A 12,965-nucleotide genomic window follows, 5' to 3' on the forward strand; every position below is an offset into this window, starting at 1 on the left:
GCGCCGGATCAGCGTTTCTTAGTTCACGCTGTCTTTTAACGCTTTGCCTGGCTTGAAAGATGGGATCTTCGCAGAAGCGATTTGGATCGTTTCGCCAGTTTGTGGGTTACGGCCAGTACGTGCTGCACGCTCGCGTACTGCGAAAGTACCGAAACCAACCAGCGCAACTGAGTCACCTTCCTTTAAAGCTTCAGTAACGGCTTCGATGAACGCGTCAAGAGAACGACCCGCTGCCGCTTTAGAAATGTCTGCACCAGCAGCAATTTTGTCGATAAGTTGAGACTTGTTCACAATATCATCCCCTTCAATTGTTATTATTTTCTACAACCAGATTTAAAGTACATTCTTGTGTTCGGCCTTTGTTATATCAAGCTGGTTTCCCGCTTGCAAGCACAAATCCAAGGGTCCTGAAAAATTCTTGGTGTCTCGCCAGCCCTTGTCCGACAAGGGCTGCACCGAAACTGCCCCTAAATTAGCACAGCCTGAGCTTTTGAAAAGCCCCTAAACCGGATTTTTTTGGCTTTTTTTGGCTCTTGTGCTCTTTTTTTCTTCAGTGATCACAGACATACCGGTTGGCGGCTCCTGTAAAGCCAGTTCCAGCACCTCATCTATCCACTTCACCGGACAAATTTCGATATCGCCTTTGACGTTATCCGGAATGTCTTTTAAGTCGCGAACGTTATCATGTGGGATCAACACCCGTTTAATACCACCGCGATGCGCAGCAAGCAGTTTTTCTTTCAGGCCGCCAATTGGCAACACCTCACCACGTAAGGTGATTTCACCGGTCATGGCGACATCAGCCCGAACCGGGTTACCGGTTAAGCTCGACACCAATGCCGTCACCATCGCGATACCGGCGCTTGGGCCGTCTTTTGGTGTAGCACCTTCCGGCACGTGGATATGAATGTCGCGTTTTTCGTAGAAGTCTTCGTTGATGCGTAAAGTCTCAGCCCGGCTGCGTACCACTGTCATCGCTGCCTGAATGGATTCTTTCATCACATCACCGAGCGAACCGGTATGTGTCAGCTTGCCTTTGCCAACGACGGCTGCTGCTTCAATCGTCAGCAGGTCGCCGCCGACCGAAGTCCAGGCCAAACCTGTCACCTGGCCGATGCGGTTGCTGTCTTCGGCCTTGCCGTAGTCAAAGCGCTGCACGCCGAGGAATTCCTCGAGGTTTTCCTGATTGATCCGCACCGTTTTTAGGGTCTTACTTAACAAAATCTGCTTCACCGCTTTACGGCACAGTTTAGAGATTTCCCGCTCCAGGCTACGCACGCCCGCTTCGCGGGTGTAATAACGGATAATGCCAATGATGGCGCTGTCTTCGACTTCCAGCTCACCTTTTTTCAGACCATTGCGCTCAATCTGTTTGCTGAGCAGATGTTGCTTGGCAATATTGAGTTTTTCATCTTCGGTGTAACCAGACAAGCGAATCACTTCCATCCGGTCGAGTAAAGCTTCCGGAATATTCAGGCTGTTACTGGTGGCGAAAAACATCACGTCCGACAGGTCGTAATCAACTTCCAGATAATGGTCGCTGAATGCCGAGTTCTGTTCCGGGTCCAGCACTTCTAATAATGCGGCTGCCGGGTCACCACGGAAATCCGATGCCATTTTGTCGATTTCATCGAGTAAAAACAGCGGGTTACGCACGCCAACCTTGGCCATTTTCTGGATGATTTTACCCGGCATAGAACCGATGTAGGTGCGGCGGTGACCACGAATTTCGGCTTCGTCACGTACCCCACCGAGCGCCATCCGCACATACTTGCGACCCGTCGCTTTGGCAACAGATTGACCAAGCGAGGTTTTCCCCACACCCGGTGGGCCGACCAGACACAAAATCGGGCCTTTTAATTTGTTGACGCGCTGCTGCACTGCCAGATATTCCAGAATGCGTTCTTTGACCTTATCGAGGCCATAATGGTCAGCATTGAGAATTTCTTCCGCCAGCGCCAGATTCTTTTTCACTTTCGAGCGGGCTTTCCACGGCACCTGTGTCAGCCAGTCGATGTAAGAACGCACCACTGTGGCTTCTGCTGACATCGGCGACATCATCTTCAGTTTGGACAGCTCTGCACTGGCTTTGTCTTTGGCTTCCGTAGGCATTTGCGCCGCTTCAATTTTGCGGTTGATGGCTTCAAATTCGTCCGGCGCGTCGTCGAGTTCACCCAGCTCACGCTGGATGGCTTTCATCTGTTCATTCAGATAATACTCGCGCTGGCTTTTTTCCATCTGCTTTTTGACACGACTACGAATGCGCCGCTCTACCTGCAGAATGTCGATTTCTGATTCCATCATCGCCATCAGGTATTCAAGCCGTTCGGTGACGTCGATGATTTCCAGCACTTTTTGCTTGTCTTCGACTTTGAGTGGCATGTGCGCGGCCATGGTGTCGGCAAGGCGCGCGGCGTCGTCGATACCTGACAGTGCGGTTAACACTTCCGGCGGGATTTTTTTGTTGAGTTTGATATAACCTTCGAACTGATTCACAGCAGAGCGCAGGAACACTTCCTGTTCACGACTATCCAGCTCTGGCGAGGCGATGACATCAACATAAGCCATGAAGGTTTTATCAGTTTCAGTAAAGCCGGCCAGTCTGGCGCGACGGCCGCCCTCCACCAGTACCTTGACGGTGCCATCCGGTAATTTCAGCAGCTGCAGGATAGTCGCCACAGTACCGACCTGATATAGATCAGACTCAGCCGGGTCGTCCAGCGTGGCGTCTTTTTGCGCCACCAGAAAAATTTGTTTGTCTTTGTCCATCGCCGCATCCAGGCATTTGATGGACTTTGCCCGCCCGACGAATAATGGGATCACCATGTGCGGATAGACGACCACGTCGCGTAATGCCAACACAGGCATATGCAAACGTTCGACTGTTGCTTCTGTCATTAAATTACTCTCGAATTAGTTACTGCAGGCGTGATTAACGAGTATATGGGGTTCAAAAGCTTCAGTTCAACGCTGCGATAAAAAAAATGCCAAAAGCCGCTAATCATTGGTCAAAGCTGCAGCAAGGTATTGAATATGGTGGATTAAACCAGCCTTGTACCGGACAGTTGCACTACGAAGTAAAAAAGGAGCCGAAGCTCCTTTTTAATGCACACTTGCTGATGTTCTCAGCAGCTGGCGATACGCCGCATCAGTGCGATTCAGCAGCGACTTTTTCCGGGCTCTGATACATCAGAATAGGTTGTGACTCACCACGAATGACGGTTTCATCAACCACAACTTTGGCGACATCCTGCATCGATGGCAACTCATACATGGTATCGAGCAAGACACCTTCGACAATTGAACGCAAGCCACGGGCACCGGTTTTGCGCTCCATCGCTTTTTGCGCAATGGCTTTGAGCGCATCTTCGCGGAACTCGAGTTCAACACCTTCCATCTGGAACAAGGCACCAAATTGCTTAATCAGTGCGTTTTTCGGCTGACTCAGAATTTGCATCAGCGCGGCCAAATCCAGTTCCGTCAGGGTAGCAACCACCGGCAAACGACCAATGAATTCCGGGATCAAACCGAATTTCACTAAATCTTCCGGTTCAACGTCGCGGAAACTTTCGGTCAGGCTGCGGCTCGATTCTTTACTTTTGACCTGAGCGCCAAAACCAATACTAGAGCCTTTGGCACTGCGCTGTTCAATGATTTTATCAAGGCCGGCAAAAGCGCCACCACAGATAAACAGGATTTTCGAGGTATCAACCTGCAGGAACTCCTGCTGTGGATGTTTGCGGCCACCTTGTGGTGGTACCGATGCCACTGTGCCTTCAATCAGCTTCAGCAGCGCCTGTTGCACACCTTCACCTGAAACATCACGGGTGATTGACGGGTTTTCAGACTTCCGCGAAATTTTGTCGATTTCATCGATGTACACAATACCACGCTGAGCTTTTTCGACATCGTAATCGCATTTTTGCAGCAGCTTCTGGATGATGTTTTCCACGTCTTCACCGACATAACCGGCTTCGGTTAAGGTGGTGGCATCCGCCATGGTGAATGGCACATCGAGCAGCCGGGCCAGCGTTTCAGCAAGCAAGGTTTTACCGCTACCGGTTGGACCAATCAGCAGAATGTTTGACTTGCCCAGCTCAACATCCTGTTTCTGGCCAACGGTACGCAGGCGTTTGTAGTGATTGTAGACCGCAACCGCCAGCACTTTTTTCGCGTGCTCCTGGCCTATGACATAATCATCGAGGTGCGTGCGGATCTCTTTTGGTGTTGGCAGTTTATTGCCATCACGCTTAGGCGAAATGTCTTTGATTTCTTCGCGGATAATGTCATTGCATAGGTCAACGCATTCATCACAGATATAGACCTGTGGGCCTGCAATCAACTTACGCACTTCGTGCTGTGATTTGCCACAGAAAGAGCAATACAGCAACTTGCTGCTCTTCTCGCCGTCAGTGCGATCAGACATGGAACTACCTCATTCTTGCTAAAGTGACGGCGCTGCCATCACTTTTTAAATTCACTGCCGTCAGGCAGGCTTATTTGGCTTCGCGCTTGGTCAGGATTTGGTCCACCAGACCATAATCCACCGCTTGTTGCGCACTTAAGAAGTTATCACGCTCAGTGTCGCGCACCACTTCTTCCAGCGTTTTGCCACAGTGCTCTGCCATCAGACGATTCAGTTTTTCTTTGATCGTCAGAATTTCGCGGGCATGGATCTCAAAATCGGTGGCCTGGCCCTGGAAACCGCCTAATGGCTGGTGGATCATCACCCGGGCATTCGGCAGTACATAACGTTTGCCTTTAGTCCCGCCAGACAGCAGAAATGCGCCCATACTGGCCGCCTGACCCACACACACTGTCGCGATATCACATTTGATATACCGCATGGTGTCGTAAATGGCGAGGCCGGCAGTCACAGAACCGCCTGGTGAATTGATATAAATGTAGATATCTTTTTCCGGGTTTTCTGATTCAAGGAACAGTAGCTGCGCCACAATCAGGTTGGCCATGTGGTCTTCGACCTGGCCGGTCAGAAAAATAACCCGCTCTTTGAGCAGACGGGAGTAAATATCAAAAGAACGTTCGCCTTTGGCGGTTTGCTCGATGACGATGGGGACTAACGCGTTGACTAATTCATTCATATGAGGTGTTGACACCATAACTGATTCCCTGAAATGCGGCAGCACAAATGAAAATGGCCTGAACACTGCTGCTCAGGCCATTAAAGCTTTCGCCCGGACTAAAGTCAATCTTAGTTCGCAGCAGCCGGATTCATAATTTCGTCGAACTTGGCTGGTTGATCAGTGACTTTGGCTTTCGCCAGTACCAGATCAATCGCCTGCTCTTCCAGCGCGACGTTGCGCATACCTTGCAGCAACTCTTTGTTGCTGTTGTAGTAAGCAACGACTTCTTTTGGATCTTCGTAAGCAGAAGCAACGGTTTCGATCAGCGCTTGAACACGAGCGTCGTCTACTTGCAGGTTGTTCGTTTTGATCACTTCACCCAGTAACAGACCGACTTTAACGCGATCACGGGCTTGTTCAGTGAACAGCGCTGCTGGTAATTCCGGCAGGTTCTTCGCGTTCATGTTCTGACCAAAACGTTGCAGAGCCTGACGGCGCAGTACTTCAACTTCGCTGTCGATCAGCGCTTGTGGCACTTCCAGTTCATGGTTGGCCAGTAAGCCTTTGATCACTTGCTCTTTCACCTTGCCTTTGATGGCCTGGTTCAGCTCGCGTTCCATGTTTTTGCGCACTTCAGTATGCAGCGCTTCAACAGTGTTTTCTGCCAGGCCAAACAGTTTCACGAACTCTTCGTTCACTTCTGGCAGCACTTGTGTTTCAACGCTGTTCAGTGTGATAGCAAACTGAGCCGCTTTGCCTTTCAGGTTCTCAGCGTGGTATTCGGCCGGGAAAGTCACGTCAACAGTGAACTGCTCGCCAGCTTTTTTGCCGATGATGCCGTCTTCAAAGCCTGGGATCATCCGGCCCTGACCTAATTCCAGAGTGAAGCCAGCAGCTTTGCCGCCTTCAAATTCTTCGCCGTCGATAGAACCTGTGAAGTCCATATTGACGCGATCGCCAGCAGCTGCAGCATCAGCTTTAGCAGCCCAGGTAGCGTGTTGTTTACGCAGGGTTTCAATCATTTTTGCCATGTCTTCAGCAACGATTTCAACCACTGGTTTAGTCACTTCAACTTTGTCCAGACCAGTCAGGGCAACTTCCGGATACACTTCGAAAGTAGCAGTAAAAGCCAGATCCTGACCTTCAGCCAGTTGACCTGGTGCGAATGTTGGGTTACCCGCCAGATTCAGCTTGTTGCTGACGATGGCTTGGTAGAAGTGGTTTTGCATCTGACGTGAAGCAACATCTTGCAGCACTGACAGACCGAACATTTTTTTGATGATAGCGACAGGTGCTTTACCTGGGCGGAAACCGTCAACGCGACGATTTTTAGCAATTTGGCGTAATTCTTTCTCGACTTCAGTGCTGATCGCAGCAGCCGGAACTGTAATATTGACGCGGCGCTCTAAACCCTGAGTGGTTTCAACAGAAACTTGCATTTTGTTACCTCAAAATCAAAATCGGGCGTAGCGATACGCCGGCTTACCTGAGCCTGGCTCTGTTGCGTTAAAAGCGATGGCAGCCAGACTGAACGTTTAATAGGACGCGGCATTATAGCGGGGGTTTTCCGAGGCGTCGAGCTTTTGATGAACCCCCAGTATTGACGCGGCTTAGCGCTCAATTTCCAGCAAAAAGCAGCAGGCTTTTTAGCAACTTTTTGCACCGATTTGTGCTGTCAGAACCAGCCGCCGATAATCGCTGCCGTAATAATCAGGCTCTTCAGATGTTTGCACAAATCCATGTTGCTGGTACAGGCGCAGCGCCGCAGCATTGTCCGGATCTGCAGTCAGCCAAACCTCGCTGATTTCTGGCGCAATCTCAGTGAGTTGCTGCATAAAAGCTTTTAATAAAGCTTTGCCGATGCCCTGCCCTTGCGTCTGCGGGTCCACCGCAAAGGACATCAGGCTTAGCCGTTGCCGGTTGGAAAACTCAGGCCCACAAATAAGATAGGCCAGAATATGCCCATCACGACGGGCCACCCAAAACATTTGCGGCCATAAATCAAAGGCCTGCCGGAAAAAAAATACCGGATACACTGGCGGTGGAAAAGCCACGGCTTCCAGCGCTGCAACTGCCGCAAGCTCTTGTTTTAATACGGGACCAAAGCTTAATTCCCCAGATAATTCAGCCATTTGCACTCCTGTTTTTGCAACTGTTCCACCCTGTTCGTGCCGGTCCAGTGTACTGATATGACGCCATGGCAGCCAGCTTTACAGCAAAAAGCCGCGCCTGTTAAGGTGCAACCTGTAATTGAGCTGACGGTGATCTGATGAAGCATATTGATTTAAACGCTGACCTTGGCGAGGGCTGCGGCGATGATCTGGCGATTATCCCGCTACTATCTTCGGCCAACATCAGCTGTGGTGCCCACGCCGGGACTGAAGAGGATATTCTGGCAGCACTTTTAGCCTGTAAACAACATCAGGTCTGTGTCGGTGCTCATCCTGCTTACCCGGACCGGGTCAACTTTGGCCGCCTGCCGCTGGCCCTTAATCCGACAGCACTGACTGAAAGCCTGCAGCAACAACTGCTTTATTTTCAGCAACTCGCCCAAAAAGCCGGGGTCAGGATGAGTTACATCAAACCGCATGGCGCTTTATATAACCAGGCTGCGGTGGACAGCGATTTAGCCGGAATCATCGTCGACCTCATCAGAACACAGCATCCCGATGTCGCCCTACTGACCTTGCCGGACTGTGCGCTGTCTGAGCTGGGCAAAGCTGCCGGTATCGCGGTATTTCACGAGGCATTCGCCGATCGGGCTTACACAGCAACAGGTCAACTGGTACCACGCAGTCAAACCGGTGCAGTGCTCGGTCATCAGGCTGCACTGGCACAAAGTCTGCGGCTGATTCAGACCGGCACTGTTGTCAGTCACGACCAGCAAAACATCCAGCTTCAGGCCGACAGTTTATGTGTACACGGCGACAGTCCGGAAGCGCTGCAACTGGTGCGCGAACTCAGCGCTGCTTTGCAGCAGGCCGGTGTCAGCATCCGGCCTTTTATCAGGAGCACCATATGAACTACTGGCCGCTATTGGGCATCGCTGTGGTGGTCATCGGCTTTGTGCTGCGTTTTAATGCGGTACTGGTGGTGATTTGCGCCGCTATTGTCACTGGGCTTTGCGCCTGGATGCCGCCGCTGCAGTTACTGAGCGCACTGGGTGAAAGTTTCCTGAAAACCCGCACTTTACCGGTGATCCTGCTGTTGCCACTCGCCATTATTGGCCTATTGGAGCGACATGGCCTGAAACAACAGGCGCAGCGTTTTATCGCCGGCGTTAAAGGCGCAACAGTTGGCCGGCTGCTCAGTATTTATCTGCTGGCACGCGAAAGCAGCGCCGCCTTGGGTTTAACCAGCCTTGGCGGTCACCCGCAGATGGTACGGCCGCTGGTCGCACCTATGGCGGAAGCGCTGGCCGAACGGCAGCATCCGGGGCTATCTCAGGCGGTGCGGGACAAAGTCAAAGCGATGGCGGCGGCGACCGACAACATCGGATTGTTTTTTGGCGAAGATGTGTTTGTCGCCTTTGGCGCCATTGTGCTGATGCACACTTTTTTGCGCGAATCCGGCATCGAAACAAACCCGATGCATATTGCGCTCTGGGGCATTCCGACGGCGATTGCAGCCTTTTTGATCCACGCCGTGCGCCTGCGCCGGCTTGACCATTTTCTGCAGGCTGAACAGGCGAGACTGACTAAAAGTCCGCAACACAATGCGGAGCCGCCAACATGTTAACTCTGACGCATTTGTATTGGCTGGTCGGCGCTATTATGGCGCTGGTGGCAGTGCTGACGTTGTTGGACCAGGCGCACCCCCGCCGTTTTCGCAGCGGTTTATTCTGGCTTTGTTATGCCGCTATTTTTATCGCCGGCGATTGGCTGCCAACAGCTTTAGTCGGTGCGCTGGTCATCGGCATGGCACTGCTGGCCGGGCTTGGTGGCATGGCTGCAGGGCCTTATCAGCCGTTGTCTGAAGACAAACAACAGCAGTCCTTACAACGTCTTGGCAAAAAGCTGTTTATCCCGGCGCTGGCTATTCCCGGTGTTACTTTACTGCTGGTGCTGGTTATGGGGCAGTTGCCGGCTTTACATTGGTTTGAGCCGAAAAACTTGACCTTGCTGAGCCTGGGAGTCGCTTGTGTGCTGGCCTTTGCTATCGCCTGTTATCTGACCCGTGAAGCGCCGCGTCAGGGCGGTCTTGAAGCCAAGCGTTTACTCGAAGCCATCGGCTGGGCCTTTTTGTTGCCACATCTGCTGGCGACCTTAGGTTTGTTGTTTAATCAGGCTGGTGTGGGGCAAATTATTGCAACGCTTAGCAACGACTATCTACAGCTCGACAGCCGGCTGGCTGCTGTGACGGCGTACGCGCTGGCTATGGCGGGCTTTACCATCATTATGGGTAATGCCTTTGCTGCTTTTCCGGTCATCACCGCCGGACTTGGCATTCCACTGCTGGTGATGCAGCATCAGGCCAATCCGGCGGTGATGGCCGCGATCGGCATGTTCTGTGGTTATTGCGGTACTTTACTGACGCCAATGGCGGCGAATTTTAATATAGTTCCGGTGGCATTATTAGGCCTGAAAGACCAACATGCCGTGATCAAAGCGCAGGCACCAACGGCCTTAATATTGCTGCTGGTGAATATAGTGCTGCTGGACCAGCTGGCGTTTTAATCTGAGGTAATTATGAAAGTTCTATTAACCGGTTTTGAGCCTTTTGGCGGCGAAAGCAGCAACCCCAGTGCCGAAGCCGTCCTGCAGCTCTGTCGCCAAAGTGCGCCTGAAGGCATCAGCTGGCAGGCGCTGATCCTGCCGGTTGAGTTTAAGCGCAGCGGTGAACTACTACGTGAAGCGATCGGCCGGTTACAACCGGACCTGGTGCTTTGTGTCGGACAAGCCGGCGGCAGAACTGCACTATGTCTGGAACAGGTGGCTATCAATCTGCTCGAGGCGCGTATTCCGGATAACAGCGGCTGGCAACCCAGTGGCGAGTCAGTGGTGAGCGAAGGCCCGGCGGCCTATTTCAGTAATTTGCCGCTAAAAGCCATGCGCGCACAGTTGCAGCAACAAGGCATCCCGGTACAAATTTCTTATAGTGCCGGCACTTATGTCTGCAATGCGCTGATGTACCAGCTCATGCATGCGCTGACTGCGTGGCCACAGTGTCGGGGGGGCTTTATTCACATTCCATATGCACCGACACAGGTGGCGACAAAACCCGATGCCGCCAGTATGTCAGTCGCGACAGTGGTTGCAGGCTTGTTACAGCTGGTCCTGTGTTGTCAGCAGCATCAGACCGACATCAAAGCCACCGCAGGCGCACTGGACTAACTGCGCACAGCCCCGTCAACTTTTCGATGCCTGCTCTTTTTTCAGCAGCTCATGCACAGTGACAAAACGGTAACCCTGCGCCTTGAGCCGGCGAATGATCTCCGGTACCGCCTGCATGGTTGCTGCCCTGCTGTCGTACATCACATGCAGCAGGATAATAGAGCCCGCTTTGGTGTGTTTGACGGTGTGATCCGCCAGCGCCTGAGGGTCTTTGGCAATCTTTGGGAAATTCTCCGGCGCCACATCCCAGGTCACGCTGACCCTATGATGTTTCATCAGATACCAAGGCAACAACAGCAATTTTTTGCCATAAGGCGGGCGGAAATAAATCACGCCATCAACCCCGTGCTGGCGCAATAAGTCGTCGGTTTGCTCTAATTCAGTGCTGATGTAGGACGGCGTTTTAAAAATCAGCCGTTGATGGTGATAGCTGTGATTGCCGACCTGATGGCCGGCGGCAAGAATTTTTCCAACTAAGTCAGGATGTTGTGCAACCTCTTGCCCGGTCAAAAAGAAAGTTGCCGGGATCTGTTCGCTTTGCAGGATTTGCAGGATTTGTTCGGTTTTGCCCGGTGTCGGACCATCATCGAAGGTCAACGCTATCCATTTGTCGTGGATCTCCGCCCGGTGTTTCAGCTCGCCAAACAGCTGAAAATCCGGCATGGCGCTGAGGCGCCAGATGCCGGCAACACTGAATAAAACCAGCACCAAAAAAAACATCAAATGGGTTTGCACACGCATGCCCGTTCCCTCTGCGTCCTGCCCGGACTTCTTGTTGTTTTGTGCTGCTCAGCAGCCAGAAATTGGGCGTATAAATAAGCATAAGTTGTGCCATACAAAGGAAAAAATGCGAACACAACGCCGGGCTGGTGTGATTCAACCTACCCGACCCATTGCAAAAAAAGTATTGATGGGCCCGGACGTCGGAGTTGTATAAAAAACTGACAGCGACCGCTGTGGTCGCTGAGGTCAGCCCGGTAAACTGATGTGCTGGCGCACCCGTTCGGCGAGGCCCAAACCGGCCTCAGACATGGTGAGATAAGTATGGTCAGCGCCCGCCGCCATAATTTTACTGGCTTCATCTTGCTGCATAGAATGCGACACAATCAGGCCCGTAAAGCCGGCGGCACGTAATTTCTGCGTCGCAATCAGCTTGGCTTCGCTGTCGCTCAGGCACAAGATCACCGCTTTAATCCGGCCCAGAGCCAGTCCTTGCCAAAACACCTGATCTTCGGCATCGGCAAACAGTACATTGTCGCCGCGTTCCTGATATTGCCGCACCCGCGCCGGGTCAGAATCGAGCCCAACCAGATGGGTTTTATGTTTCAGATAATCGTAAGCGGCACCGCCGGTGCGGCCCATGCCCATAATCAGCACTTCGGCATCACCCAAGGTAACCGGCTGTTCGTCGGGGTGATGAATGTTGCGTTCCAGCGGGATCAGCCGGTGCGCCAACCGTTCATAAAGCGGGTGAGCGTAGCGGTTCAAAGGAGCCGAGATCACAAAGGACAAGGCGACTGTCAGAGCCAGTGGGATCAGGAACTGCGGCAGCGCCACGCTCGCCACAATCAGCGCAAACTCGCTGTAATTACTCAACGTCAGTCCCGACAAAAAGGCGCTGCGGGCGCGTAATTTAAACAAAACTAACAAGGCAAAAAACATGACCGCTTTCAGTGGTAACATCAGCGACATCACCACAGCAAACCACCAGGCCGACACATCCGGCAAACCACCCAAACCAATTTGCAGGAAAAAACCTACCAGGAAGAATTCTTTTAAACTCCACAGCGTTTTGGACAATTCACCGGCTCTGGGATGTTTGGCCAGCAAAGCACCAAACACCAGCGCGCCGAGTTCTGAACTGAGCCCGACCGCATGAAAGCCCATACCGCCAGCTACCACAGCAAGCAGTACACCAAACAGGATTTGCAAATCATCGTGGCCGGTTAAGTCCAGTAACTTAAACAGCAATGGCCGCAACAGCGGCACCGCCAGCACCGCTAAGGCCCAAATTGATGGTGTCACGCCACTGGAAAAACTTAACATCGCCATGGCGATGAGATCCTGCATGACGAGGATACCGACCGCGACCCGGCCGTGAAAAGCACGGATCTCGCGTTTGCTTTCCAGTACTTTGGCGGCTAATACGGTCGACGAAAATGCCAGTGCTGCGCCCAGCATCAGCGCATGCCACCAGCTGGAATCAAAAGCCAGCCAAATCACCGGCGCATACAACAAAGCCGATAAGGCAAAATGCAGCAAACTGCCACCGAGCACTTCAGGCTTCAACAAACTGCGCACATTCAATTTCAGGCCAACAGTGAATAACAGCAGCAACACGCCTAAATGCGCCACATGTTCAATAATGGCGTGACCTTGCGGCAATTGCAGAGTTTCGGTGCTGGCAGTAATGGCAAAACCTGCAGCGAGATAACCAATCAGCGGCGGCAAACCGCAAAGCCGTACTAACATGCCAAGACTAAAAGCAAACCCAATCCAGACGGCTTCTAAAATCAATGCTATCCCCTTGTTCTCGTTATTCTTTTAG

Annotated in this window: 12 protein-coding genes; 4 read left to right on the forward strand and 8 right to left on the reverse strand. The window is 52.1% G+C overall.

The annotated features are described in order from the left end of the window. Positions 1-18 precede the first annotated feature (18 nt). From hupB to ABNT34_RS14430, 6 genes are all read right to left on the reverse strand, one after another. Positions 19-291, reverse strand: coding sequence for a nucleoid-associated protein HU-beta (gene hupB / locus ABNT34_RS14405; RefSeq protein ID WP_031565609.1), 273 nt, complete (start codon positions 289-291; stop codon positions 19-21). Between the two features lie 210 nt (positions 292-501). After that, entirely contained in the window at positions 502-2,898 is a 2,397-nt protein-coding gene (gene lon, locus ABNT34_RS14410) for an endopeptidase La (RefSeq protein ID WP_348732804.1), read from the reverse strand. A 250-nt stretch (positions 2,899-3,148) separates the two neighbouring features. Further along, entirely contained in the window at positions 3,149-4,426 is a 1,278-nt protein-coding gene (gene clpX, locus ABNT34_RS14415) for an ATP-dependent protease ATP-binding subunit ClpX (protein ID WP_348732806.1), read from the reverse strand. 70 nt (positions 4,427-4,496) lie between these two features. Continuing rightward, positions 4,497-5,102, reverse strand: coding sequence for an ATP-dependent Clp endopeptidase proteolytic subunit ClpP (gene clpP / locus ABNT34_RS14420; protein ID WP_037045517.1), 606 nt, complete (start codon positions 5,100-5,102; stop codon positions 4,497-4,499). A gap of 110 nt (positions 5,103-5,212) precedes the next feature. After that, positions 5,213-6,523, reverse strand: coding sequence for a trigger factor (gene tig, locus ABNT34_RS14425; RefSeq protein ID WP_348732808.1), 1,311 nt, complete (start codon positions 6,521-6,523; stop codon positions 5,213-5,215). A gap of 207 nt (positions 6,524-6,730) precedes the next feature. Further along, positions 6,731-7,216, reverse strand: a complete 486-nt coding sequence (locus ABNT34_RS14430; RefSeq protein ID WP_348732810.1) for an N-acetyltransferase — start codon at positions 7,214-7,216, stop codon at positions 6,731-6,733. 137 nt (positions 7,217-7,353) lie between these two features. Here ABNT34_RS14430 and pxpA point away from each other — a divergent pair, with 137 nt between their 5' ends. From pxpA to pcp, 4 genes are read left to right on the forward strand one after another with little or no spacing between them, the layout of a single operon-like run. Beyond that, positions 7,354-8,106, forward strand: coding sequence for a 5-oxoprolinase subunit PxpA (pxpA, locus tag ABNT34_RS14435; RefSeq protein ID WP_348732812.1), 753 nt, complete (start codon positions 7,354-7,356; stop codon positions 8,104-8,106). Then, a complete protein-coding gene (locus ABNT34_RS14440) occupies positions 8,103-8,822 on the forward strand; it encodes a DUF969 domain-containing protein (protein WP_348732814.1) in 720 nt (239 codons plus the stop codon). Before pxpA ends, ABNT34_RS14440 begins: the two co-directional genes overlap by 4 nt. Beyond that, positions 8,816-9,760 (forward strand): DUF979 domain-containing protein, encoded by a 945-nt coding sequence (locus tag ABNT34_RS14445; RefSeq protein WP_348732816.1) that lies wholly within the window; start codon positions 8,816-8,818, stop codon positions 9,758-9,760. Before ABNT34_RS14440 ends, ABNT34_RS14445 begins: the two co-directional genes overlap by 7 nt. A 12-nt stretch (positions 9,761-9,772) precedes the next feature. Beyond that, on the forward strand, positions 9,773-10,417 hold the full coding sequence (gene pcp / locus ABNT34_RS14450; protein ID WP_348732818.1) for a pyroglutamyl-peptidase I: 645 nt from the start codon (positions 9,773-9,775) through the stop codon (positions 10,415-10,417). A gap of 15 nt (positions 10,418-10,432) precedes the next feature. On the opposite strand, the gene ABNT34_RS14455 is transcribed toward pcp, so the two are convergent. Together ABNT34_RS14455 and ABNT34_RS14460 are read right to left on the reverse strand one after the other, a co-directional pair. Beyond that, on the reverse strand, positions 10,433-11,158 hold the full coding sequence (locus ABNT34_RS14455; RefSeq protein ID WP_348732820.1) for a polysaccharide deacetylase family protein: 726 nt from the start codon (positions 11,156-11,158) through the stop codon (positions 10,433-10,435). 228 nt (positions 11,159-11,386) lie between these two features. Further along, complete coding sequence (locus ABNT34_RS14460) at positions 11,387-12,934, reverse strand: cation:proton antiporter family protein (protein WP_348732822.1); 1,548 nt, start codon at positions 12,932-12,934, stop codon at positions 11,387-11,389. Positions 12,935-12,965: the final 31 nt, after the last annotated feature.

It is taken from the genome of Rheinheimera texasensis (genome assembly GCF_964031785.1).
GTDB lineage: Bacteria > Pseudomonadota > Gammaproteobacteria > Enterobacterales > Alteromonadaceae > Pararheinheimera > Pararheinheimera texasensis_A.